The organism is Arthrobacter sp. G.S.26 (assembly GCF_050847375.1).
Lineage (GTDB): Bacteria > Actinomycetota > Actinomycetes > Actinomycetales > Micrococcaceae > Arthrobacter.
This window is the reverse complement of sequence record NZ_CP193752.1, coordinates 832,470-856,460: the sequence shown is the minus strand read 5'-3', so window position 1 is coordinate 856,460 and position 23,991 is coordinate 832,470. Positions and strand designations below refer to the sequence as shown.

Genomic DNA, 23,991 nt, shown 5'->3' with positions numbered 1-23,991 from the left:
CAACTGGCTGCCGCCTTGACGGGGCCGCACCGGTTCGGAAGGGTGGAACGTATGCAGACCAATGGGGAACGGACCGAGTCACTGCCGGCTGACAGGCCGGCGCAGCGTAGCGCAGGCGTCCAGGCCGCGGTCCTGGCCGGGTTGCTGGCGGCGTCGTTCGTGGTGGCTTTCCTGGGCGGCCTGGCGTCCACCAGCAACGTGGACGGCTGGTACAGCACGGCCAGCAAAGCCCCGTGGACCCCGCCCAACTGGGTGTTCGGGCCGGTCTGGACCGTGCTTTACATCCTGATGGCGGTGGCCGCCTGGCTGGTGTGGCGCAAGGGCGGCCCGGCCAGCAGGAATTTCCTGAAGCTGTACTGGGTCCAGCTGGTACTCAACCTTTGCTGGACGCCCCTGTTCTTCGCCCTGTACCCGGCCTTCGGTGCCCCGGCACTCTGGTTGGGGTTCGTGGACATCGCAGCCCTCGCCGTCGTCCTGGTCCTCCTGATCCGGAAGGCCTTCCCGGTGAGCCGGCTGGCTGGCGTGCTGCTGCTCCCCTACCTCGCCTGGGTTGGCTACGCGTCAACCCTGAATCTGTGGGCCGCGCTCAACAACTAGGGCCGTTCAGCACTCCACCACGTTGACGGCGAGCCCGCCCATGGCGGTCTCCTTGTACTTTGAGCTCATGTCCTTGCCGGTCTCACGCATGGTGATGATGACTTCGTCCAGGGACACCCGGTGCGAGCCGTCACCCCACAGCGCCATTTTGGCGGCGTTTATGGCCTTCGCCGCAGCGATGGCGTTCCGTTCAATGCAGGGCACCTGCACCAGCCCGCCGATGGGATCGCAAGTCAGGCCCAAGTTGTGTTCCATGGCGATTTCGGCGGCGTTTTCCACCTGCGCGGGGGTTCCGCCCATCACCTCGGCCAGGCCTGCGGCGGCCATGGACGACGCCGATCCGACCTCGCCCTGGCACCCCACCTCGGCGCCGGAAATGGAGGCCTGCTCCTTGTACAGCACCCCGATGGCCCCGGCCGTGAGCAGGAACTTGACCACAACGTCGTCGCGGTCCTCCTGCGTCGCCTTGTCCATCCCGGGCGCGAAGTGCAGGGCGTAGTGCAGCACGGCCGGGATGATTCCGGCGGCACCGTTGGTGGGCGCCGTCACCACCCGGCCGCCAGAGGCATTTTCCTCGTTGACCGCCAGGGCCACCAGGTTCACCCATTCCTGCCAGTACTTGGGGTCCCGGTCCTTGTCTTCCTTCATCAGCCGCGCGTGCCAGCCGGGAGCACGGCGCCGGACCTTCAACCCGCCGGGCAGCAGCCCTTCTCGCTTGAGGCTGGTCTCCACGCAGGTTTCCATCACGGCGTGGATGTGCAGCAGCCCGTCGCGGATTTCCTGTTCCGTCCGGGACGCTTCCTCGTTCACCAGCATGATCTCGCCGATGGACAGCCCCTTGGCCTGGCACCACGCCAGCAGTTCGGCAGCGGTGCGGAAGGGCAGCGGCAGTTCCTCCTTGGAGGCGTCCAGTTCCTGCTGCGCCGCGGTTTCCTCGCCCTCCCGGACAATAAAGCCGCCGCCTACGGAGAAGAAGGTGGCCTGGTGCAGGACGTTCCCGCCGGCGTCGGAAACGGTGAACGTGAGGCCGTTGGTGTGCCGGGGCAAAATGGTGAGCGGCCGGAGCACCATGTCCGCAACACCGTACGGCAGCGGCACGGCGCCGGCCAGCTGCAGCGTCCCCGTCGCGGCAATGCCGGCCAGGCGTTCCTCCACCTCTTCGGGCAGGATCTGCTCGGGGTGGTAGCCCTCAAGGCCCAGCAGGATCGCGGTCATGGTGCCGTGCCCGTGGCCCGTGGCGGCCAGGGAGCCGTACAGGTCCACGCGCAGCGAGGCCACCTGTCCCAGGTCCCCGGAGGCTTTCAGTTCCTCGGCGAATACGGCCGCGGCCCGCATGGGACCCACGGTGTGCGAGCTTGACGGCCCGATCCCCACGGAAAAGAGATCAAAAACTCCAACGGCCATGAGGTGGGTCCTTACTGGGTGACGGGGATGGGGCGGGGGGCCGGTTCCGGATGTCCGGCCGGCCCCCGCAGGCAGCCTGGGTGTCCGGGCTGCAGGTGCTTCGGTTGCTGCGGTTGGCTAGGAACCGGCGGCCACGGCGGGGCCACCCAGGTCGCCGCCGTTTTTGGAGGCGTATTCCTGGGCGGACAGCAGCGGACCGTCGTGGTCCGCTGCGACCTTAAAAAGCCAGCCGGCGCCGTAGGGATCGCTGTTGATCAGGGCGGGGTCATCCACCACGGCGGGGTTGGTTTCGGTGACCTCACCGGTGACGGGCGCGTACAGGTCGGAGACGGACTTGGTGGATTCCACCTCGCCACAGGTTTCGCCGGCCGTGACCGTGGAGCCCACCTCGGGCAGGTCCACGTACACGATGTCGCCCAGGGCGTCCGTGGCGACGGCGGAAATGCCAACGGAGACCAGGTTTCCGGCCTCGCGGGCCACCCACTCGTGCTCGTCGGAGTACTGAAGTTCAGGGGCAACGATTGCCATGCAGGGTTCCTTAGGGTTGGTGCGGAAAGTGGAAGGGCCTCGGGAAAAGCCGGCCCGGGAGTGGGTGGGTGTCCGGGCGGCCGCGGCCGCCCGGACCGCGGCTTACTTGCCGCGCTTGTAGAACGGCAGGGCCACAACTTCGAACGGTTCGGCCTTGCCGCGCAGGTCGATGTCCAGGGCGGTTCCGGGGGCGGCGTGCGCCACGTCCACGTAGGCCATCGCCACGGGGAAGCCCAGGGTGGGTGAGGGCTGGCCGGAGGTGACCTCGCCAACAACCACGCTGTCCTTGAGGACCGGGTAGTGGGCGCGGCCGGCGCGGCGGCCCAGGCCCTTCAGGCCCACCAGGCGGCGGCCGGAGGTGCTGCCGGCGCCGGCTTCCTTGCGTGCGGCCAGTGCAGCCTTCCCCACGAAGTCGCCTTCCTTGGACAGCGCGACGACGGGTCCCAGGCCGGCGGCGAAAGGATCCGCCTGCCGCGAGAGTTCGTTGCCGTACAGCGGCATCCCGGCTTCGAGTCGGAGCGAGTCCCGGCAGGCCAGCCCGGCCGGCGTCAATTCGCCGGGTTCGGCAACCGCCATCAAAGCCTGCCACAGGCCGGCGGCGTCGCTGTTGGCCACAAAGATCTCGAAGCCGTCCTCGCCGGTGTAACCGGTGCGTGCCAGCAGCAGGTCCAGTCCGGCGCCGCCCACCAGGAACGTCACGTCCACGCCGGCGTAGTACTTCAGGCCCGTAACGGCCTCGTGCTGAGCCGCCGGGACCAGGCGAAGCAGGATGTCCTGCGCCTTGGGGCCCTGTACGGCGATCAGGGAGGTTTCGGCGGAGGCGTCCTTGACGATCGCATCGAAGCCTTCGGCCCGTTCGGCCAGGGCTGCGGCCACCACGTCGGCGTTGCCGGCGTTGGGAACCACCAGGAAAACGTCGGTACCGTCCGCTGCCTGGGGCCGGCGGTAGATGATGAGGTCATCGATGATGCCTCCGTCTTCAGCGCAGATCAGCGAGTATTTCGCCTTGCCCACGGGCATTGCGGAAATCTTTCCCACCACGGCGTAGTCCAGGAACTGGGCTGCCTCCGGGCCGGTGATCTCCACTTCGCCCATGTGGGACAGGTCGAACAGGCCGGCGCCGTTCCGGACCGCGTGGTGCTCGGCCAGTTCGGAGCTGTACTTGAGCGGCATCTGCCAGCCGCCGAAGTCCGTGAAGGAAGCGCCGAGCGCTTTGTGGGCGTCGTACAGTGCTGTGTATTTCTCGGTCACGGTGCTGTCCTTAGTTTTCGAACGCTTCGAGCGGCGGGCAGGAGCAGATCAGGTTGCGGTCACCGGCGGCGCCGTCCACCCGTCCCACGGGCGGGAAGTACTTGTCCTGCCGGAGGTGCGGGACGGGGAACGCGGCCTGCTCGCGGGGGTAGGGCCGGTCCCAGTCGGAGGTGATGACGGCAGCTGCCGTGTGGGGTGCACGCCGCAGCGGCGAGTCGGCCACGGCGAAATCGCCGTGGGCCACCTGGTCGATTTCGTGCCGGATGGTGACCATGGCCTCGATGAACCGATCAATCTCGGCCAGGTCCTCGGACTCGGTGGGCTCCACCATCAGGGTTCCGGCCACCGGGAAGGACAGCGTGGGCGCGTGGAAGCCGAAGTCGATGAGGCGCTTGGCCACATCCTCGGCCGTGACGCCGGTCTTGGCCGTGAGGTCGCGGAGGTCCAGGATGCACTCATGGGCCACCAGGCCACCCTCGCCGGTGTAGAGGACGGGGAAGTGTTCGTTGAGCCGCTTGGCGATGTAGTTGGCGGCGAGCAGCGCGGATTTGGTGGCGTCGGTGAGTCCCTGGCCGCCCATCAGCCGGACGTAGGCCCAGGAAATGGGCAGCACGCCGGCGGAGCCGTACTTTGAAGCGGAAATGGGAACGTCGTTGCCTTCGGTCCAGGTGGCAGCGTTGCCCGGCATAAACGGTGCCAGGTGGGCTTTGGCAGCAACGGGGCCCACACCGGGTCCGCCGCCGCCGTGCGGGATGCAGAAGGTCTTGTGCAGGTTCAGGTGCGAGACGTCGCCGCCGAAGTGGCCGGGCTGTGCCAGCCCCACCAGGGCGTTGAGGTTGGCGCCGTCGATGTAGACCTGGCCGCCGGCCGCGTGGACGGCGTCGCAGACCTCGCGGACGTCGGCGTCGTACACCCCGTGCGTGGACGGGTAGGTGATCATGATGGCGGAGAGGGCGTCCTTGTGGGCCTCGATTTTGGCGTACAGGTCCGCGTGGTCGATCGTGCCGTCGGCGGCGGTGGCCACCACCACCACCTTCATGCCGGCCAGGACGGCGGAGGCTGCGTTGGTGCCGTGCGCCGACGCCGGGATCAGGCAGATGGTGCGCTGGTCATCGCCGCGGGACAGGTGGTAGCCGCGGATGGCCAGCAGCCCGGCAAGTTCGCCCTGCGAGCCGGCGTTCGGCTGGATGGAGACCTGGTCGTAGCCGGTGATCTCCGTCAGCTGGCCTTCGAGGTCGGCGATGAGTTCCCGCCAGCCTTCGGTCTGGGAATCGGGAGCGAACGGGTGGATCGAGGCGAACTCGGGCCAGGAGATGGCTTCCATTTCCGCCGTGGCGTTCAGCTTCATGGTGCAGGAGCCCAGGGGGATCATGGTGCGGTCCAGGGCCAGGTCCCGGTCGGAGAGCTTGCGGATGTAACGCAGCAGCTGCGTCTCGGAGCGGTGGGTGCTGAACACCGGGTGCTGCAGGAACGCGCTGGAACGGACCACGGCGGCGGGCAGCGAGAAGCCGTCCACGGACCGGGAGATGCCGGCCCCGAAGATGCCCACCACGTCGGCAATGACCGCGGCACTGGTGGTCTCGTCCGCGGAGATACCCACGGTATCGGCGTCGATGGAGCGCAGGTTGATGCCCTTGTCCTCGGCCGCTGCCACGAGTTCGGCGGCCTTGCCGGGGACCCGGACGGTGACGGTGTCGAAGAAGGAGCCGTGCAGCACTTCAAGGCCGGCGCCCTGCAGGGATGCCGCCAGGGTGCGCGCGTGTCCGTGGACGGTTTCCGCGATGGCTTTAAGGCCTTCGGGGCCGTGGTAGACGGCGTACATGGACGCCACAATGGCCAGCAGCGCCTGCGCGGTGCAGATATTGGACGTGGCCTTCTCACGGCGGATGTGCTGTTCGCGGGTCTGCAGCGCCAGGCGGTAGGCGGGGACACCGGCGTCGTCCTTGGAAACGCCCACCAGGCGGCCGGGCATGGAACGCTCGAGGCCCTTCTGGACGGCCATGTAGGCGGCGTGCGGTCCGCCGTAGAAGAGCGGGACGCCGAAGCGCTGCGCGGTTCCCACGGCGATGTCGGCACCCTGCTCGCCCGGCGGCGTGATCAGCGTCAGGGCCAGCAGGTCCGCGGCCACCGTGACCAGGGCGCCCCGCTCCTTGGCTGCTGCGATGACGGCGGAGTGGTCAAAAACGCGGCCGGAAACACCGGGCTGCTGGAGGACCACGCCGTTGATGGCGCCGTCGGGCAGGCCGTGGGTGAGGTCGGCGACGCGGACTTCGAAGCCCAGCGCCTCGGCGCGGCCCTTCACCACGGCGATGGTCTGCGGCAGGCAGTCGGCATCCAGCACTGTGATGCCGTCCTTGGCGCCCTTGTCCTTGTTGGCGCGGCGCATCATCAGAACGGCTTCGGCGACGGCAGTGGCTTCGTCCAGCAGCGAGGCGTTGGCGATGGGCAGGCCCACCAGGTCCTGGACCATGGTCTGGAAGTTCAGCAGGGCTTCGAGCCGGCCTTGGGAAATTTCGGGCTGGTAGGGCGTGTACGCGGTGTACCAGGCGGGGCCTTCAAGGATGTTGCGGCGGATCACGGGCGGAGTCACGGTGTCGTAATACCCCTGGCCGATCATCTGCACGGCGGTCTTGTTTTTGGCGGCGATCCGGCGCAGCTCGGCCAGGACCTCCACCTCGCTCACCGCCGGGGCCAGCTCCAGCGGCGTTTCCTGCCGGATGCCTTTGGGGACGGCGGTATCAACGAGTGAATCCACGCTCTCATGGCCAACTGCCTTGAGCATGGCCTGTACTTCGGCAGCGCGGCGGACGCCGATATGCCGGTCAACGAAAGTGGCGGGTGCCGGGGCGACAGTCACAAGGAACTCCATAAACTTAGGCGGCGCAGGGTGCGCCGCATCGATTCGGGTTCCTCCCCGCTCTGTATTGGACCTGAGAGTTTCCGCGCCGCCTGCCGAAGCTGGCCCCGCTTGCACCGTCGGTGAGCCTGGCTGTCCTGCATCCCGGAACGGGGCACAGATGGACTGCCTGCTGCTTTCCAGAGGCGCCTCGCCGCGGCGGTACATGGGCCTGTGAGATTCCTGGGGAGGATTTGCTCCTACGGCGCCTGCTTGTACCTTGACAGCAGGACTCTCCCGCCGCAGATCAAAGGCAATTCATTTAGTTTTTCAGCATCCGTGCGGGCCGGGTGACAGCCCTCACAGACCTTTATTGTCCTATGCCCGGGCCGCAGCCGCAAACCAGCCCGCCGGTCACAGCGGAAGGGTGCGCGTCCGGGGAGTCAGGCCCGGAGTTTCCGCACGGCGAGGATAAGGCTTTCGACGTCGGCCAGCTGGCGCTCACTGACGCCTTCGGTGCCGCTTTCCCACATGGCGTTGAAGTAGAGTCCGTCACCCATGTACAGGACGGCTTTCGCAACGCCGGGCCCGACGTCGGCGGCCAGCAGGTCCAGCCACTGGCCCTGGATCCCCGCGAACCGGCGCCGCGCTTCGGCATGTGCCACTTCCGCGAGACGGGTAGCGGCCACAAAGGCCCGGTCCATGGCGGTGTCGGAGAAGAGGGATGTCCGGATGAAGTATTCGGCTGCCCCTTCGGGGGCGGCCGCCATGCGGGCGAGATCCGCGTCGGCGAGCGCGTCGAGGCGCTCCAGCAGGGCGCTGATCAGCGCTTCCTTGTTCGGAAAGTGATACAAGAGCCCGCCTTTGGAAACCCCCGCCTGCCGGGCCACGGCGTCGAGGGTGGCGGCGCGTTCGCCCACGTCGATCAGCAGGGCTTCGAAGGCATCCAGGACAGCATCACGGGCGACTGGTTTTCGGGGCATGGTTCCCATCATGCACAAAGCTGCGGCGAAACCCTCAACTGGCAGAAATTTTGTAACTGTACCGTCCGGACGGTACAGTTGGCGGATGATAACAACAGCCTCCACGCGGAAGGACCAGGCGGCGGAAGCCGCAACGCCCACCTCAGCCGGTTCGTGGCGCGACTGGTTGGCGCTGGGACTGCTGATGTTTCCGGTCCTGCTGGTGGCGGTTGACAACACCGCGCTGACGTTTGCGCTCCCTGAAATCGCGCGGAGCCTGCAGACCACCGGCGTCCAGCTCCTGTGGATCGTGGACGCCTACCCACTGGTCCTCGCGGCACTGCTGGTGGCGATGGGCAGCCTGGGCGACCGGATCGGGCGCCGGCGCCTGCTGCTGACGGGCAGCCTCGGCTTTGCGGCCGTCTCGGCCGCAACGGCCTTTGCGCCCACCGCGGAGTGGCTCATCGCGGGCCGCGCCGGCCTGGGGTTCTTCGGCGCCATGCTGATGCCCTCCACCCTGTCCCTGATCCGGAACATCTTCCCGGACCCGAACAGGCGCCGGCTTGCCGTAGCCATCTGGGCGGCAGGCTTCTCGGGCGGCGCCGCACTTGGCCCGATTTTCGGCGGCTGGCTGGTGGAACACTTCTGGTGGGGTGCCGTGCTGCTGGTGGCAGTTCCCATCATGCTGCCACTCCTGGCCCTTGGCCCGTTCTTCATCCCGGAGTCCAGGGATCCCCGGCCGGGACGGGTGGATCTCGTCAGCATCGTCCTCTCCATGCTGGTGATGGTCCCCGTGGTTTACGGCATCAAGGAAATCGCCACCGCCGGCTTCAGCCTCAAGGCCGTGGCCATCATCGCCCTGGGCCTGGCCATGGGCTGGGTTTTTGTCCGGCGCCAGCGCACCCTCGCCGCCCCGCTGCTGGATATGGGCCTGTTCTCCGACCGCGTCTTCAGCACGGCCATCACCGCCAACGTGCTGGCCCTGTTTTCCTTCAACGGCTTCATCTTCTTCCTGGCCCAGCACCTGCAACTGCTTGAAGGCATGTCACCCTCGGCGTCCGGCGTGGCCATGATCCCGGCACTCCTGGCCACCGTGGCGGCCGGCCTGCTGGTGGTCCCGCTGGTCCGCAAGGTCCGGCCCGGGTTTGTGGTGGCCGGCGGCCTCAGCCTCAGCGCCGCCGGCTATGCACTGGTGGCGTTCGGCGACCACAGCGCGGGACCGGCACTGCTGCTGGCGGCGCTGCTGGTCCTGGCCCTGGGCGTGGGGGCCGCGGAAACCATTTCCAATGACCTCATCCTTGGCTCCGTCCCGGCCGCAAAATCAGGGGCCGCGGCGGCGATCTCCGAAACGGGCTACGAGGTGGGCTCGCTGCTGGGCACCGCCGTGCTGGGTTCCATCCTGACGGCTTCCTACCAGCGGAACCTGGTGCTGCCCGAGGGCGTGGCCAGTTCCCTGCCCCAGGGCGCCACCCACCAGGCCGGCGAGACGCTGGCCGGCGCCGTGGAGCTGGCAGCGACCCTGCAGGCGCCGGCCGCCGGGGAACTGCTTGCCACGGCACGCGCCGCCTTCGACTCCGGCGTGCACATCACAGCCACCATCGCCTTGGTGCTGATGGCATTGACGGCGGTTCTGGCCGGCACCGTGCTGCGGAAGGTTCCGCGGGCCGGCAAGTAGCGGCGGGACTGCGGGCGCCGTCACGGCGGCCCGACCGGGGAAACCACGCGGGGATGACACCGGCTTGATATAACCCGCCAGGACAAAAGACGCCCGGCGCCGGAGCATAGGCTCCGACGCCGGGCGTCTCTGTAGTTGGCAGCCCACAGGCTGCAGAAACTACTTGGCGTCGGCGGTGGTGACGCTGGCGGTGGGCTTCATGTTTTCCGCCTGCACCATCCAGGCGAACTGCTCGAGCCTGGCGATGAACTCGTGCAGGAGGTCCGCGCTGGTGGGATCCTCCTCGTCCACCTCGTCATGGACCTTGCGCATGGTGCCTACGGCAGCTTCCATCGCAGCCACGATGCGTTCGATTGCATCCTTGGTACTGATCAGGCCTTCCGGGAACTGCGCCAGGCTGGTGGATCCGGACACCGTTGCGCTGCGTCCGTCCGGCAGGGCGTGCAGGGCCCGCATACGTTCGGCCGTGTCGTCAGCGAACTGGCGGGCAGCGTCGACGATTTCGTCCAGCTGCAGGTGCAGGTCGCGGAAGTTCGTTCCCACGATGTTCCAGTGGGCCTGCTTGCCCTGGATGTGCAGTTCAATCAGGTCCGCCAGGACGGCCTGGAGGTTGTTGGTCAGTGTCGGTGAAGCTTTCATGCGTCCTCCTCGAGTGGTCCAGTAATCCCGACGCTACCAGCCTGCCGCCGCTTCAGCGCGGGCCCGGACGGGATTTCTCAGTGAGCTTACTAATTTTCCCTGAAGCGTGGCAAGCAGGGTGCCGGGGACCACTTTTTGCTGCGCCCTTGCATCCTGGCCGGTCCGACCCCATACTAAATGAACGCCATTCATATAGTGACTGCCGTCTCAATTTCTTCCAGAAAGTGGTGCCATGACAGAGACCACCCGCACCAGCGCCAAGTCCCCCGGCAACGCGCCCGCCTCCGGAGACGCCGGCATCTCCGCCAAAGGCCTCAAGGGCGGCCAGCTGGGACTCCTGGCCGTGGTTGTCCTGGGCATTTCGACCATCGCCCCGGCCTACACCCTGACCAGCGCCCTGGGCCCTACCGTGAATGAGGCCGGCCTGCAGCTGCCCGTCATCTTCCTCATCGGATTCATCCCCATGATCCTGGTGTCCCTGGCCTACCGGGAGCTCAACGCCGACTCGCCGGACAGCGGCACCACCTTCACCTGGGTGACCAAGGCGTTTGGCCCCTGGGTGGGCTGGATGGGCGGCTGGGGCCTCCTGGCGGCCAACATCATTGTGCTCTCCAACCTGGCTGGCGTCGCCGTCGACTTCTTCTACCTCTTCCTTTCCCAGGTGACGGGCTCCCCCGACCACGCCGACCTCGCGGGGAACAAGGCTGTCAACGTAATGACCTGCTTCGTCTTTGTGGCTCTTGCGGTCTGGGTCAGCTACCGCGGCATGCACACCACGAAAGTGGTGCAGTACAGCCTGGTGGGCTTCCAACTGGTGGTCCTGGGCTTGTTTGTGGGGATGGCCTTCGCCAACTGGTCCACCTCCGAAACCGCCATCCCCTTCAGCTGGGAATGGTTCGACGTCACCAAAATCGAGACGTTCGGCCAGATCGCCGCCGGCATCTCGCTGTCCATCTTTGTGTACTGGGGCTGGGACGTCTGCCTGACGGTCAATGAGGAAACCGCCAACGGCAAGCGGACCTCGGGACTGGCCGGCACCCTTACGGCCGTCATCGTCCTGGGCATCTACCTGGTGGTGAGCATCGCCACCATGATGTTTGCCGGCGTCGGGGACACCGGCAACGGCCTGAACAACGCCGACATCCACGAGAACATCTTCACGGCCCTGGCCTCACCCATCATGGGCCCCTTTGCCATCCTGATGTCGCTGGCCGTGCTGTCCAGCTCGGCTGCATCCCTGCAGTCCACGTTTATGTCCCCTTCGCGCAGCCTGCTGGCAATGGGCCATTACGGCGCCATGCCGCAGCCGTTCAGCCGCATCAGCCGCAAATTTGCGACGCCGGGCTACGCCACCATTGCCGCCGGCATCGTCTCGGCGGGCTTCTACGCCGTGATGCACGTGGTCAGCGAAAATGTCCTCAATGACACCATCCTGGCCCTGGGGCTGATGATCTGCTTCTACTACGGCCTGACCGCCCTGGCCTGCGCCTGGTACTTCCGGCACAGCGTTTTCAGCAGCGTCCGCCACTTCGTCCTTCGGCTGCTCTGCCCGGTCCTGGGCGGCGTGGGCCTGTTTGTGGTGTTCCTCCAGACCGCTGCCGACAGCTGGGCGCCCGAATTCGGCAGCGGCTCCGAGGTGTTCGGGGTGGGCCTGGTGTTTATCCTCGGCATCGGCATCCTGGCGCTGGGCGCCGTGTTTATGCTGGTCATGGCCAAGGTGCGGCCCGGGTTCTTCCGCGGCGAGACGCTACGGCGTGACACGCCGGCCCTGGTGGTCCCGGAGTAGGAACTGCGGCACCATCGCGGTAGGGCCCCGCAAGCCAGCCCGACCTGGACCCGGACGCCCTGCCAGCCCGCGCCTGCCTGTTCCAGCTGGCTCCCGTTGATCCACCGCCGGACCAAAACCGCGTCGCATCATGTTTCCAATCCATCGGCAGTACGCAACGAAAGGTGCCGCGGTCCCTGGTTCGGGGCTGCGGCACCTTTTCTGTGGTCATACCGGGGAATTTACGCCGGGCGGGACAGGCTCACCAGAAGTGTGCCACGTCGATCACCAGGCGGGACCCGCCGCCCGGACCGACCAGGGTGAAGGCCCGGAACGGAAGCCTGGCACGAACGCCCAGGCCCAGAGTTGTCTGGCCCTCGTAGCTTCCGGCCCAGACCACCTGGCGGAAGGTCTGGTAACCGGCCACGTTGACTACTTCCTTCGGGTTGGCCGGCAGATAGGTGGCGGACCCGGAGTCGTTGTAGGCAGGAGCCAGGGCAACGATCCGCAGCCGGGCACCGCCCCTGACGGGTATTACCTCTCCCTTGCCGTCGCTGGTGATGACACTAACGTACTCAACCCTGTAGCCGTCCGTCCGGCCATTGAGGTCGATCACCAGCCGGTCGTAGCAGGCCTGACGGCCGGAGCGGACGTTGGTGACGGACCCTGCGCCGGTGTCAGGAGCTGCCTTGGCCAATGACCCCCAAGTGAGGCCGCAATACGATGTAGCTGCCGAGGCTGGCCCCGGGATGATGATGCCCAGCCCTGCCGCGATGAGAAGCGCGGTGAGCCAGATTGATAGTTTTTTCATTGTCGTTTTCCTGGGTGAGGAGCGGGTGGATAGCTCAAGGCTAGGAGCCTCCAGACCCGGAAAAAAGGCTTGTTTCCGCTTCGGCGCGCAACCGTTAGCGAAGCTTCCCCAGCATCACGCCACCATGCATCAAGACCGGAAATTTGCCCCGCCGTCATCCGTTTGATGTCGTTTCGGCACCCGCGCCGTTATGGCAGGTAACGACGCCGGCCGGCAGCAAAAACCACACGTTCCGCCGGCACGGGACAGGTGTTAAAGCAGTGGCGCAAGTATCACCTGGGGCCGTTCCGATGCCACGTCGTCAGGCCAATCCACGACTGTTTTCGGGCTCCAGGCCGCCGTGATGGCTTGCCCTCGCGTGGTGCGCACCGGCGGCCACACCGCTGAGCGCCGGCAACCAGCCCCAGCGGGTCGCGTCGGCCATGGCGTCGGCGGCGCGGTCCGGGGATTCGTAGGTAAAGACGTCCCGAAGCCAGTCAAGGAGCCGGCCTGCGTTGTGAGCTGTCATGCGCCCAACCTACGCAGCGATTGTTGTGGCCGCGTTTCGTCCCCGTCTCCCGGCGATTAACTCTGCCGCGGCTGCCCCTGCCCGGCACCCGCCGGAAACGGTCAAGGCGCAGGTGCCGTTCCGGCGTCGGTCCCTGCCGTTGCGTCCGTGTCCGGTGCCGGCTCGGTCCGGACATCAGCAGCAGCGCGTTGCCGGCGGCTGAGGAAAATGAAGGGGGCGGCCAGCAGCTGGACGGCACCGCCCACGGCGAGGGACGCCGGGTAACCGTACAGGTCGGCCGTGCGGCCCAGGGCAGGCTGTACCGCCACGCCCCCGACGGACCCCATCAGCGAATCGAAGCTGAGGACCGTGGCGCGCTGCCTGGATTCGATCATGTCGTTGAGGTAGGCCTGCCGGACGGGGGTGCCTGCGGACCCCACCACGGCCCAGAGCGCCAGGAGGGCCAGCGCCACCCAGAAGTTGGCGGTGACCATCAGCACCACCAGGATCACGGAGCTGATGACGTTGCTGGCGATCAGGATGGTGGTGCGCCGCCGGACCAGGCGCCGGACCCGCGGGGCCATCCACCCGCCCACCACATCCGCTCCAGCCACGATGGCCGCGGCCAGCCCGGCCACCGCGTAGGCACGGGGGTCACCGAACAGCTGCAGCAGGTAGGGCTGCAGCGCGTAAAAAACGTAGAAGCCGACACCTTCGGTGAAGGGTGCGGCAAGCATCATGTAGCGGACCGGCGGATTCTTCAGCCCGCCGTCCACGGATGCCTTCAGCACAGCCCGCGTGGCCCGGATCGGGTGCGGAGAGCGCTCGGGTGTGAAGCCGACGTCGTGCATCAGCCGCAGGGCCACGGCAAACAGGGCCAGCAGCACCGCCACGCGGACCAGGAAGGGGACGCCCAGGTTGGTGGCCTGCGCCAGGACGCCGCCGGCCACGGATCCGGCCAGCATGGCGATGCCCGAGACCATCTGTCCGCGGCCCAGCACTGCCTCCAGGTCACCGTCGTATCCGGAGAAGCGCAGCGCGTCCACCAGCCAGGCCTCAACGGCCCCGGAAAAGAACGTGAACCCGAGGCCAAGCAGGACGGACACGGCGGCCCACCACCAGAACGGCGCGGACCACTGCCACAGCAGGTAGTACAGGAAGGTCGATACGGCCAGCGTCAACGTCCCGAGCAGGAATGAGGTGCGCCGGCCCCAGCCGTCGGCGATGACGCCGGTGGGCACCTCGAAGAGGACCATCCCGGCCGTGAAGAACGCATTGGCGGCGAAGGCCTCCAGGTTGCTGAGGCCGGCATCCAGCAGGAAGAGGGTGTTGATGCCCCAGATGAACGAGGCCGCAAGGGTGTTGCCCAGGGTCAGCGTGAGGTAGATGCGCTGGATCTTTTGGGCGGCCGGGTTCATTGCAGTGCCGTGCAGGAAATGGCGGACAATGTTCCTCCTGGCGTCCAAGCCGGCCCACATGTGTCTTCTGATTCGACACCCTGGCGGGCGGAACGGCAAGGGCCAGTTGGCGGGGCGCCCTGGTCAGCTGGGAACCGCTAGCCGCCGCTGGCCCTGCGCGTGGCGGCGTCGTTGGCTTTCCGTAGGGCCTGGACCAGTTGGTCCTTGCCCATGGTGGAGCGGGCGGCGACGTCGAGTTCCTTCGCGAGCTTATAGAGGTGGGCCTTGGAGGCGTTGGCGTCCACACCGCCGGCTGTGGGTTTATCCGACAAACCGCCCTGCTCCGCCCGTTCGTCCGACGGGCCGTTCTCCGCTTTGGGCTCCCAATGGTCGGCCACCTTTTCGTGGCTGTGCTTGAGGGCGGCGAACGCCGTCCGCGCGGCGCGGCCTTCGTCGTTGTAGGACTCCATGGCCGAGTCGTAGGTTTTGGCGAAAGTGTCCTGGGCTTCCTGGCCGGAGCGCTGCAGGGTGGACGGCAGCTCCTTCTTCAGGGCGTGGTGGTTCTTGCCGGTCTTGGGCATTGGCACTCCTGTCCGGTCGTGGTGCTGGCGGGTCCCAGAGTACCGCCGGAAGGTGCGTCCCGGGAAGGGAAAGCGCGGCGCAGGGCTGGCCCCGGGCAAGGCCTGCGCAGCTAGAACGGGGCCGTTCCGCCGGGCAGCCCCGAGATCCGTTTGGGCGCCTTGCGCCGGCGCTTCACGTAGGTGGTTGCCCTGTCGCTGGAAAGCGCCAGCAGCACCAGCACCGTCAGCGCCACGCTCCACAGGTTCTGCCGCACGTCATCCGGGTTGCCGGACTCAGACGCGGTGACGAGGGCTGCGATGGAGAGCACGCTGAGCAGCATCACGGCGGACCTGGCCCGGGCACTGCCCAGGAAGACCCGCCAGGCGAGCAGCGCCATCACCACCCCCACGGCGATCACGGCGGACGCCGCGACCTGTACCACCACGGTGGCGAGCGGCCCCAGTCCAGGGTCGGTGTCGGCGGCGGTGATGGGCGCGTCCAGCAGCTGCACGATGCCGGTGAGGATCGAGGCGAGCGCGCTGACGGCGGTCATGACCGCGCCCACCACCACCGGCGCGGGGCGCCGGTCGCGGCTGTCCGTGCCCTGGTCAGGCTCCGCGGTGCCGGCAGCCAGCTGGCGCAGGTCAAGGATGGGCAGGTCGCCGTCGGTAACTATGGCATCGCCGCCGCCGTTGCGCGCGTGGTATCCGGTGGAAAAATCGCGGATGACGCTCACCGTCGCGTCCCCCTGCGCGGCAAGGACAGTAGCCACGATATGGTCCCGTTCCACATCGGTGTCCGGCGCGATCTTGTGGGTGACCTGCAGCGTAAAAAGCGAAAAGCCCACGCTTCGGTCATAGGTGCCGGCGGCGAGCCAATCGGCGCTGATGCCGCCGGGCAGCAACCACCCCGCGGGGGCGCGCCAGAACCGGACATGGTGTCGTTTGCCGGGGCTGCCGTCCACTTCCTGCTGGTACGCGAAGTCCTGCCTGCGGCCAAACAGAAGGAGCGGACTGACGGGCGCGGCCAGGTAGCTGCGCCGCAGGACGGTGGACTTCACAATGCGGAACCCGGTCCGGAACGACAGGTCATCGGCCCGGATCCACGCGGCGCCCTGCATGGCGGCGTGGAGCTGGGCTTCGGAGCCGAGGAGGGCGAGGTTGACCGGGTCGCCCAGCAACCCGTCGCTGGTCCGGGCCCGGCCGATGAAGTAGTCGGGGACGTAGATCCGGGTCAGGATGCTGTGCAGCCGGGGCAGCACCAGGTAGGCAAGCGCCACCCAGAACCCCACAAGGAAGAGCAACTGCCACCAGCCGAAGAGGAAGCTCTCCCGGACCAGGACGGCGGCAAGCCAGACGGCTGACACGCCGCCGAGCACAAAAAAGGCCCAGTCAGCGAAACTTTGCCGGGTGGCTGCGGGTACCGGCGGCACCCTTCGCCCGGTGCGCACGGACATCCGGTGGCGACCCTTCACGAAGGTTTGTTGCACTGACCCTAGCCCACATTGCCGGACAGGATCGGGCACCAGCGGGACCGGCTGCTTCCGGGAAAAGGAAAAGCCCTCCGTTCCGGCAGAATCGCCGGAACGGAGGGCTCCTGTGAGATTTCACTGCAGGAGGGCCTATTTCACCTTCTTGGACCCATCAGCGCCGTGTCGGACAGCCTGCCGCAAAGCCACTCTCGTTTCAACTTAGCTGATCCTTTTGGCGCCGACATTCGGCTGCTTTTCGATGGATGGCATGGCTTTTAGGCGTGAAAGGACCGCGCCATTTGGCGCGGTCCTTGGAACCTTCTATTGGAGATCTACGACTGTTACTTACTTTGCTGATGCCCTGCCCAGAGGGCCTATGACTGAGCATCCAACTAGCGGCAAAAACACAGGCACAAATTCAATCAGTGGCGGCTCCGAGCATTTTGGCAGCGGGGGTGGTGAGGTTGGGGGGGGTTTAGCTGCTTTCGGAGGCTGCGAGTTCAATCGCGCGTAGTGACGGTGGGCACTGCTTGCATCCTCGTGAGGCCATCCGTCCGATAACTGTTTGCTGGTAGGTGTGACCGTCGGTGCAGGTCCACCACCATCTCCTGTTGCCAGCCAGGACCTCATTTGGGCCGACGGCGTTGCGCTCCTCGTCCCAGTTCACACTTATTTGTGGGAATCGGGTAAGAACATCGTTGAATGCGGGCATAACTTTTTTGTTAGAGCAGTAGGGGCAGCCGCTTCCTTCAAGGCGTGCTCCCAGGTTCATTTGGAAGGCGTGACCGTGCATGCACCGCCAAACGTAGCGTTGTGTCGTTTTGGCTTCATGAAGCTTGAGTCCACCGTTTAGCTCATCGATCCATTCGCCCGCCAAAGCCGCGGTTGCAATCCGCTCTCCGGGGATCGCTTGGACGGTCCGCTCGGCGCAGTGAGGGCAGCTGCCGCCGAGCAGCTTGAGGTTCATGTTCATTGTGTAGTTGTGGTCGTTTCTGCATCTCCACCAGAATCTCTTGGTGCTGCGCAGTGGGATGGCGTCGGAGTATGAGCCGTTGCGGGTGGGATGCCATTCGGAAAACGCGTTTGGGTGTGCCTCCACGGCTTCGTGAAGGCTGCTTCTGGCTAGTCGCCGAAGGCAGGGCGAGCACCCTGGGGAACCCGCCTGGCCTATCGCTCGTCGCTGGTAGGACGAACCGCACTCGCAGAGCCACCAGTAAGATGCGGACGAGCCGTGTGTGACTTGGTCGAGTGAGGTGTCTCCGTTCATCGTGGGGTGCCACTGGCTTGCTGCTTGTGGAAACAGCTGCTGTATGGTCCCGTAAGTTCGTCCGGGACGGCAGCGGATGCATCCTTCACCAGCCGTGCGCTTAGCAACTTGCTTTTGGTACGAATGCCCGTCTGGGCACTTCCACCAGGCTTTCCTCCGTGAACCGGCAAGGACTTCTGACGCCGCGGCGCCATTGCGTGCCTCATCCCATTCGGCCGCTATTAGCGGATGCGTCGTTACTAGGTCATTGACACCGGCCAGCACCACTCTCCTGGAGCAAAAACGGCAGCCGGGGCTTCCCGCATCTATGGCTTTTGCGAGGCCGTCGAGCTCTCTTATTATCCGATGTCCGGCCAAGCAAATAATGTTTGCCTTTTTCGAGGTCTGACGGGGGACGTTTCGACGGGATAGCGACACTTCTCCGTAGTGATAAATACGGAGTGCCCAATCGGTCCGCTCATCCTTCGGTTCACTGATCACTGAGAAGTAGTCACTGAATTTCTGAATTGGACCTATTGCTGGACAGGCTCGAAAGCCGCTGGCGTCGATGGCGCGGTAGTCGTGTTCCCACACGGACGGGAGGAGTCCGTCGTCGTCTGCTTCCCTTACCCGGAGAAAGGTGGGGCGGAAGTAGATCCACAGTTCGGTGGCCAGCCTGGAGATGTCTCGCTTTGTGATGGTCAGCAGTTTCGTGGCCAGATAGCTGAAGGCTGACTTGTAGGACTGTCCAGCGACGAAGAAATCGCTGATGAAGTCTCGGTCACTGATGAGGGAGAGCACGGCGATGAGTAACTCGTACAGTGCGGCGTCCGGTTCCTTTCGGATAACAGGCGCGGAGCATGTCCCTGGTCTCCGTGTAGAGGACTGCGTCGACCAGGCCTTTCTTTCGCAACCGCCTGAACCTGGTTTCGGCTTGAACGGCTTCCGGGCTGACTTCGTTCTGGGTAGCTGGGCTGGAGTCCGGGCCGATCCACAGCCTGTGTCGGAGGCAGATATTCCCATCCATGTGTGGACGAACCTGGATGTCTTCCCCATGGGCGCATCTTTTGCACATCCACCGTACGTCCACTCCGACCGTGCAATGGGCACATGCTGTTCCGTCCGGATGGACCAAGTCAGAGTTGGTCGCACGATCAAAGAAGCCGGGTTCGAGTCCGGCTTTGGCGTGCATGATCCTCAGACGGATCGCTGAGGTGAGGTCTCGGCGTTTGCTGTCGGTGACCGTCCTGACCAGGTGTGCCAGGTGCGCGTCGTTCTCTCCGTTGGTTTGTGAGAGCCGGCGCCAGTAGCTGTCCAGGGTTTCCCGGTGACGCGGCCTGACGTGAACGGGGTAGGCGCGCGACATGATTACATCGGCTTCACGCGACATGTGCTTCCGTTCTGTTCGTGGGGCGGTGCCCGCGCCCTTGAGCTTCTCGGCTTAGCTCGGCTGAGTGGTCGATCGTCCAGTCGTCGAGAAGTTCCTGGGTGAGCTTTTCCTCTGAGGCGGGTACGCCTTGGTGGATTTGCCACATGGCTGCGCCCGTGAGCAAGCGTCCCAGGGAGCCGATAGATCCGTTGGTGCGGTCATGCAGGTAGTCACTAAGGGGCAGAAGCTCACCCGGTTCATGGTTCAGCAAAAACAGTTGGGACTGCCCCGGCTTTTGTTGACTCGGGGTCTTAGGCCGCTGTGAACGCGGTCCGGTTGATTGTTTCATATTCGATGGGCGTGAGTTTGCCCAGCCGTCTTTGCCGTCGCCGGCGGTGGTAGGTCCGCTCGATCCAGGTCATGATGGCCAGCCGGAGTTCCTGGCGTGTGAGCCACCGCTGACGGTCCAGGACGTTCTTCTGCAGCAGCGAGAAGAACGATTCCATCGCGGCGTTGTCCGCGCACGCACCCACCCTGCCCATCGATCCGGTGAGCCCGTGGCGACGGAGCGATTCAACGAAGCGGCGGGACCGGAACTGGGAACCACGATCCGAATGCACCACCGTTCCGGCCGGACGCCGCGCCCGCACCGCGCTCTCCAGCGCTGCCACCGCCAGCGAGGACTTCATCCGCGAGTCCATCGAGTACCCGACGATCCTGCCGGAATAGACGTCCTTCACCGCGCAGAGGTAGAGCTTCCCCTCGGCCGTGGGGTGCTCGGTGATGTCCGTCAGCCACAGCTCATTCGGCGACGCGGCAGTGAAATCCCGCTCCACTAGGTCGTCGTGAACCGGCGGCCCGGGCTTCCGGTTCAGCCCACGCTTCTTCGAGAACACCGACCAGATGCCGTGGTCCCTGCACAGGCGCTGAACCCTGTTCTCGCCCGCCGTGATGCCCTTCCCCGGAAGCTCATCGGCGATGAACCTGTACCCGAAAGCAGGATCGTCGGCGTGGATCTCCCGAGCGGCGTTGACCACGTGCGCATCCGCCCAGTCCCGTTTAGTCACCGGACTGGCCCGCCATCGGTAATAGCCTTGCTTGGCTGTTTCCCAACACCCTGCAGGTCACCGCCACGGGAACACCGTCGGCGGCAAGATCCGTGACCAGCGGGTAAATCATTTTGGGTTGATGTCCCTCGCCAGATAGGCAGCAGCCCGGCGCAGAATCTCGTTTTCCTGCTCCAACAGGCGGTTGCGCTTCTTCAGCTCTCGCATCTCGGTCGACTCCGCAACCGCCGGGCCGGCTCCGGAATCTTTACGTTCGGCGATGGCAATCCAGCGCTTCAACGTCGTGACCGAAAGCCCGAAATCCTTCGCAATCTGCGCCAGCGGCGCCTCGCCCTTGCGGGCCACATCAATAACATCCTGGCGGAACTCCGCCCCATAAGCCGTGGGCATGGTCAACATCCTTCCACGAGCACAAGCTCGCTAGGTCAAGGAGTCAACAAAACCCGGGGCAGTCCCCTCTGTACGACGTCTGAACGAGGTAGCCTTGCCCGCCCGCCGTGGCCTTGGCTAACCAAGGTAGCTTTTCGTGGCTTGGATCAGTTCTCACCCCTCTAAGCCGACACCCTCCCCGAGCGTCAGGATAGGAACGCTGAGGATGTAAGGATTGCTTTTGTGACTGATAGGAACATAAAACACGATGCGGACAAGCCTGATAATGCTGAAACCGCTGAGGCTGACGCAGAGGAGTCTACTAATCCTGGGCAGTCCAAAGATTCGAGGCCTCACGCGGAGCCGGGAAGTTACGTAGTTACTCTCGATCAGATACTCACCGATGCGAAGGGTAGCGCCAGCGAAGCACAAGATGCTGAGAAACCTGCGCGCCTAGACAACGTTGCCTTCCCACCAAAGGAATTGGAGCGCCTCCGACGGATCGTGTCAGCACCCTGGTTGCAGTCTTACGCAGCCTCAAATATGCCGGTCAGCGCCATAACGAACTCCCTAGGATTTTTGTCACACCCCAACGTGCCTAAACCGTATATTTCTACCCAAGTGTTGGAAAGCATCAACCGGATCCTCAAAGTAGCGACACCTGACCTTTCTCAGATGCTCGTTAATCCCTCATTTCCACTCGGCCAGTTGCAGTTCCAGCAGAACGTTTCACTGAAGCCTGTCTCGGATGCTTTGACGAAGTTTATTGAAACTTCCCTGCGACATGCGTCGCTTGCGGGTTTCGCCAAAAAAACCCAGGAGTGGCTCACCACAACAGAAACGTTGCGGTACCGAAGCAACAACTACGTGTGGCATTACACCAACGGCTATGCGTGCCTGTCCATCATCAAGAGTGGGAACCTTTGGGCTTCAAGCCCCGAAAGTCTCAACGACGCTTCCGAGATGACCCATGGACTTTCACTCATTGGTGAAGCCTTCGAGAAACAGTTGAACGAGGCGAAGGAAGACGAGGAGTACGACCCCGACGATTGGGAGACTGTCGAGCTGCTGATGAGCGAGGTCCTGGACGCGACCTACTTCGACACCATACTGAACGAGGTCTACTACATATCCGCTTCTAGTCAACCTGACAGCCTCACGTTGTGGAGGAATTATGCGAACGGTGACGGCTTCGCGCTCGGTTTGAGCACGAAAATAGAATTGTCCGCTGACGGTATTGCCCTGGACGACGATGGGGACTCCGAGAGCCTTCGGGACGACGTACCTCCCATTAGCGGTTGGTATCGAGTTACTTACAAGAAAAACCAAAAGGAACGACTGGCGACTGAGTTCATCCAGAACGCTATCGAGGACATCGACCGTGCTGGCGAAAGTGATCACGAAGCATTGGTCAAGGAACTTCGGAAGCAGGCGGTCATCCTAGCGTCTGTAATGAAGCATGATGCTTTCGAGGACGAGAAGGAGGTGCGGTGGATTACTACCAACTTCACCAACTTCGATCCGGTGCACTACGAGCATGGGCGTAGGAGTATCGTTCCTGTCCTCCATGTAAGAACTGCGTCACAGGATGAGGACGCACGGCTACCGCTGCGGGGTGTGCGGTGTTCTCCCGTCGCCCCTGATGGCATCGTTCGAACCATTGAGGGCTTGTTGACGCAGTTGGACTACAGGCAAGCGAGCAGAAACGTCAAGAAGTCCGAGCAACCATTCAAGGGCTGACGCCGGCCGGGTGGCTCGCCTTCCAGCAAGTAGACAGAGTCCGGGGCCGTGTCCCGAAATACATACTTCTTCAAGAGGGAGCTGCAGAGTCAAAGAGGTCTGCTGACATAGTCAGGCCAGTGGGTCGAATCACTTGGCCGGCCGGTCGCTGGCTCAATGGGAGGGGGAACATTGCTGCTTACCGCGATGCTCGACGGTGCACGGGTCGATGCCACGAAGCACGACGCTATGTCCTGGGCCGAACTTCAGGAGTCAGACGACCGGGTCCGTATGATCCTCCCGCTCTGCGGGACTCGGGCGGTGCCTATGAAGCGAGGGATGTCCACCCGGTATTTCGCTCATTACAGCAAGAAGAGCTGCGATTCGCTGCACGGCGGGGAATCACAGCAGCATCTTGCCCTGAAGGAAGCCCTGCAGCGCTGCATTGACAATGTCCCTGGCTGGCACGCCATCGTAGAGCATGCCCATCCGTCCCGTGATTGGGTCATCGATGTCCTGGCCGAATCCGATGACTTGAGGAAGGGCGTGGCCTTCGAGGTCCAACTGTCGCCGCAAACACCCGATGAGTACATCAGGCGATCCCAGCGCTATTTCGAGAGCGCTCTCTTTCCTGTCTGGCTCGTGCCCCGCCAACTGGAGCCCCAGGACATCAAGGTGCCGGTGGTTGTGACCGGGTTCGGTAAAACATCCGCGGTCCCTGACGACCCTTCCGACCTCCTGGACCTGCCCACCGAACAGGACTTCCTGGAAGCCGGAGGCAGGCTTGGCGCCTTCATCGAAACCTTGCTGCGTCAGGGCCACTCGTGGAAGCACGGGACCCCAAAGCAGCAGGCCGACGCGCATAAAGCTGCTGCAGACGAGGCAGCCGCGGCTGCCGAGGTCGAGCGATTGCAACAAGAGGCGCTCGATCAACAGATCGAGGAGATGAATAATCGATGTGCCTCCCCCGAATCAGCGTTCGGCCCCCACATAGTGCGCGTCCAGACGGACACCTTCGTCTGGGGTACTCTCACCTGCTGCTGGAACTGTGAAGAGCCAATGCTGGTCTGGGATGCCCGACGCCCCGGGTTCAGGAAAAAGTGGGCCCGGATTCCCCGCCCGGACATAAAGGCCGAAGTGGGCGACACACGGATCGAGAACCAGACAGAGGTGCACCGCGCTGTCGACGACTGGATGAAGGCCGCCGAGTCCGACATTCCAAAAGCCGTCATAAAACTTAGGCGCACAACGGCCCGCGGCAGGCTCTACAGCGCCTTCGTCTGTCCCGGCTGCGACAGCACCATGGGCCAGTTCTTTATCTCCCGGATCCGACCGGAGAAATGGTCCACCATCAGCGGTCCCAACCTGGAAACCCCGCAGCCTTCCGCGGTCCCGCAGCCACGCGCTGCAGCCGATCCCAGTACATCGGGGCGGTGCCTTATCCACTCAACACCCAAGCAGTGGTGCGACTGGTGCCAGAAACGACCTACGCCGCGGTTGGGCAACCCGTTCTTCAAGCGGCAGTAAATACACCCCGGCAGCAGGGCCGTCCCCGCGTCATCATCGGGATGCTGACCCACAGGCCGTATCGAATCGAAGCGGTCCGGAGCTTCCAAGTGCGCCAGGAAGAAGATCTGTACTCGCCGCACTCCCCCAGGTTCCCAAGTCGGCGCCAGCGCTTCGTGGAGCGGCGGCCCGGGCCTGATAAAACGACAGGATTATTTCCAGTCAGTTCGCCGACCTCTCTCACCCCCAGGACGAGAAAAGGTTGCCCTCTTTCCAGCAGCGCGCTGTCCAGCACAACACTCCGGAGGGCAACCTCTGGAGTCATCCTATG

Annotated in this window: 17 protein-coding genes, 1 pseudogene and 1 riboswitch; of the genes and pseudogenes, 5 read left to right on the top strand and 13 right to left on the bottom strand. The window is 64.7% G+C overall.

Features of this window, described 5'->3' with window-relative positions:
- Positions 1–51 precede the first annotated feature (51 nt).
- On the top strand, positions 52–597 hold the full coding sequence (locus ACRB8A_RS03955; protein WP_050686583.1) for a TspO/MBR family protein: 546 nt from the start codon (positions 52–54) through the stop codon (positions 595–597).
- 6 nt (positions 598–603) lie between these two features.
- Here the strand turns inward: ACRB8A_RS03955 and ACRB8A_RS03950 are convergent, their stop codons facing one another.
- The 5 genes from ACRB8A_RS03950 to ACRB8A_RS03930 form a co-directional block, all read right to left on the bottom strand.
- Positions 604–2,001 carry an L-serine ammonia-lyase gene (locus tag ACRB8A_RS03950; RefSeq protein WP_432245640.1) on the bottom strand — a complete coding sequence of 466 codons (1,398 nt, stop codon included), beginning with the start codon at positions 1,999–2,001 and terminating at the stop codon, positions 604–606.
- A gap of 117 nt (positions 2,002–2,118) precedes the next feature.
- Complete coding sequence (gene gcvH, locus ACRB8A_RS03945) at positions 2,119–2,529, bottom strand: glycine cleavage system protein GcvH (protein ID WP_050686579.1); 411 nt, start codon at positions 2,527–2,529, stop codon at positions 2,119–2,121.
- A gap of 102 nt (positions 2,530–2,631) precedes the next feature.
- Entirely contained in the window at positions 2,632–3,780 is a 1,149-nt protein-coding gene (gene gcvT / locus ACRB8A_RS03940) for a glycine cleavage system aminomethyltransferase GcvT (RefSeq protein ID WP_056596033.1), read from the bottom strand.
- 10 nt (positions 3,781–3,790) lie between these two features.
- The gene (gene gcvP, locus ACRB8A_RS03935; protein WP_432245639.1) at positions 3,791–6,649 is read right to left on the bottom strand and encodes an aminomethyl-transferring glycine dehydrogenase; all 2,859 of its coding nucleotides are present in this window, start codon (positions 6,647–6,649) and stop codon (positions 3,791–3,793) included.
- A gap of 177 nt (positions 6,650–6,826) precedes the next feature.
- Positions 6,827–6,926, bottom strand: a riboswitch (glycine riboswitch).
- Positions 6,927–7,059: 133 nt separating this feature from the next.
- A complete protein-coding gene (locus ACRB8A_RS03930) occupies positions 7,060–7,599 on the bottom strand; it encodes a TetR/AcrR family transcriptional regulator (RefSeq protein ID WP_050686573.1) in 540 nt (179 codons plus the stop codon).
- An 85-nt stretch (positions 7,600–7,684) separates the two neighbouring features.
- Between ACRB8A_RS03930 and ACRB8A_RS03925 the strand changes: the two genes are divergently transcribed.
- A complete protein-coding gene (locus ACRB8A_RS03925) occupies positions 7,685–9,253 on the top strand; it encodes an MFS transporter (RefSeq protein WP_432245638.1) in 1,569 nt (522 codons plus the stop codon).
- A gap of 159 nt (positions 9,254–9,412) precedes the next feature.
- Here ACRB8A_RS03925 and ACRB8A_RS03920 read toward each other — a convergent pair whose 3' ends face one another.
- Positions 9,413–9,892, bottom strand: coding sequence for a Dps family protein (locus tag ACRB8A_RS03920; protein ID WP_050686569.1), 480 nt, complete (start codon positions 9,890–9,892; stop codon positions 9,413–9,415).
- Positions 9,893–10,124: 232 nt separating this feature from the next.
- Here ACRB8A_RS03920 and ACRB8A_RS03915 point away from each other — a divergent pair, with 232 nt between their 5' ends.
- Positions 10,125–11,678, top strand: coding sequence for an APC family permease (locus tag ACRB8A_RS03915; RefSeq protein ID WP_432245637.1), 1,554 nt, complete (start codon positions 10,125–10,127; stop codon positions 11,676–11,678).
- Positions 11,679–11,919: 241 nt separating this feature from the next.
- On the opposite strand, the gene ACRB8A_RS03910 is transcribed toward ACRB8A_RS03915, so the two are convergent.
- The 7 genes and pseudogenes from ACRB8A_RS03910 to ACRB8A_RS03880 form a co-directional block, all read right to left on the bottom strand.
- Positions 11,920–12,468: an AMIN-like domain-containing (lipo)protein gene (locus ACRB8A_RS03910; protein ID WP_056596024.1), complete on the bottom strand. Its 549-nt coding sequence runs from the start codon at positions 12,466–12,468 to the stop codon at positions 11,920–11,922.
- 301 nt (positions 12,469–12,769) lie between these two features.
- Positions 12,770–12,976: a hypothetical protein gene (locus ACRB8A_RS03905; RefSeq protein WP_056596022.1), complete on the bottom strand. Its 207-nt coding sequence runs from the start codon at positions 12,974–12,976 to the stop codon at positions 12,770–12,772.
- Between the two features lie 101 nt (positions 12,977–13,077).
- Positions 13,078–14,373 (bottom strand): MFS transporter, encoded by a 1,296-nt coding sequence (locus ACRB8A_RS03900; RefSeq protein ID WP_056596319.1) that lies wholly within the window; start codon positions 14,371–14,373, stop codon positions 13,078–13,080.
- Positions 14,374–14,510: 137 nt separating this feature from the next.
- Entirely contained in the window at positions 14,511–14,933 is a 423-nt protein-coding gene (locus ACRB8A_RS03895) for a ChaB family protein (RefSeq protein WP_432245636.1), read from the bottom strand.
- A 110-nt stretch (positions 14,934–15,043) separates the two neighbouring features.
- Positions 15,044–16,369 (bottom strand): LssY C-terminal domain-containing protein, encoded by a 1,326-nt coding sequence (locus tag ACRB8A_RS03890; protein WP_432245635.1) that lies wholly within the window; start codon positions 16,367–16,369, stop codon positions 15,044–15,046.
- Between the two features lie 490 nt (positions 16,370–16,859).
- Positions 16,860–18,653: a zinc-ribbon domain-containing protein gene (locus tag ACRB8A_RS03885; protein ID WP_432246011.1), complete on the bottom strand. Its 1,794-nt coding sequence runs from the start codon at positions 18,651–18,653 to the stop codon at positions 16,860–16,862.
- Between the two features lie 657 nt (positions 18,654–19,310).
- Positions 19,311–20,456, bottom strand: a pseudogene (locus ACRB8A_RS03880) (IS3 family transposase).
- A 222-nt stretch (positions 20,457–20,678) separates the two neighbouring features.
- Here ACRB8A_RS03880 and ACRB8A_RS03875 point away from each other — a divergent pair.
- Together ACRB8A_RS03875 and ACRB8A_RS03870 are read left to right on the top strand one after the other, a co-directional pair.
- Entirely contained in the window at positions 20,679–22,175 is a 1,497-nt protein-coding gene (locus ACRB8A_RS03875) for a DUF2971 domain-containing protein (protein WP_432245634.1), read from the top strand.
- Positions 22,176–22,331: 156 nt separating this feature from the next.
- Entirely contained in the window at positions 22,332–23,681 is a 1,350-nt protein-coding gene (locus ACRB8A_RS03870; protein ID WP_432245633.1) for a competence protein CoiA family protein, read from the top strand.
- Positions 23,682–23,991 lie beyond the last annotated feature (310 nt).